The following is a 404-nucleotide window of genomic DNA, read 5'->3' as shown; positions in this document are numbered from 1 at the left end:
GCGAAAAAATGGAGCGCTCCGCGAGGGGGTTGCGCCGCCGAAAAGACTGACACAGACCTATAGTAATTCCGTGTGGATCAATCGCTTAACTGACCCGTCGGACATAACCGCGCCAGCACTTTCGCTACTCGCGCGTAGGTCGTCAAGGAGGCGAAGTTGCCAGGCCCCTCTGTGCTTGAAATCCCGGATAACGGCGGGCCCGTTGCGGTACTGGCCGACCTTCATCTCAAGTCCTACTTTTGGCTTGGAGGCAATCCTCTCAAATTCCACGGGCTGGAGGATCGCCTGTTTCAGCATGACCTCGATGCCCTGATCATTGCCGGAGATCTGTCAGATACTCTCGGTCCGTCCCTGCAGGACGCGCTTGCCTATCTGGCCCGTTACGTGCCCGCGGATCGTATCTG

1 pseudogene is annotated in these 404 nt (G+C 57.9%); it reads left to right on the top strand.

Features of this window, described 5'->3' with window-relative positions:
- Window positions 1–171: 171 nt before the first annotated feature.
- A pseudogene (locus tag BFP70_RS19805) lies at window positions 172–404 on the top strand (hypothetical protein); the annotation flags it as partial.

Source organism: Thioclava sp. SK-1, from assembly GCF_001705665.1.
GTDB lineage: Bacteria > Pseudomonadota > Alphaproteobacteria > Rhodobacterales > Rhodobacteraceae > Thioclava.
The sequence above is the reverse complement of the archived record's forward strand: the minus strand, read 5'-3'. Positions and strand labels throughout refer to the sequence as shown.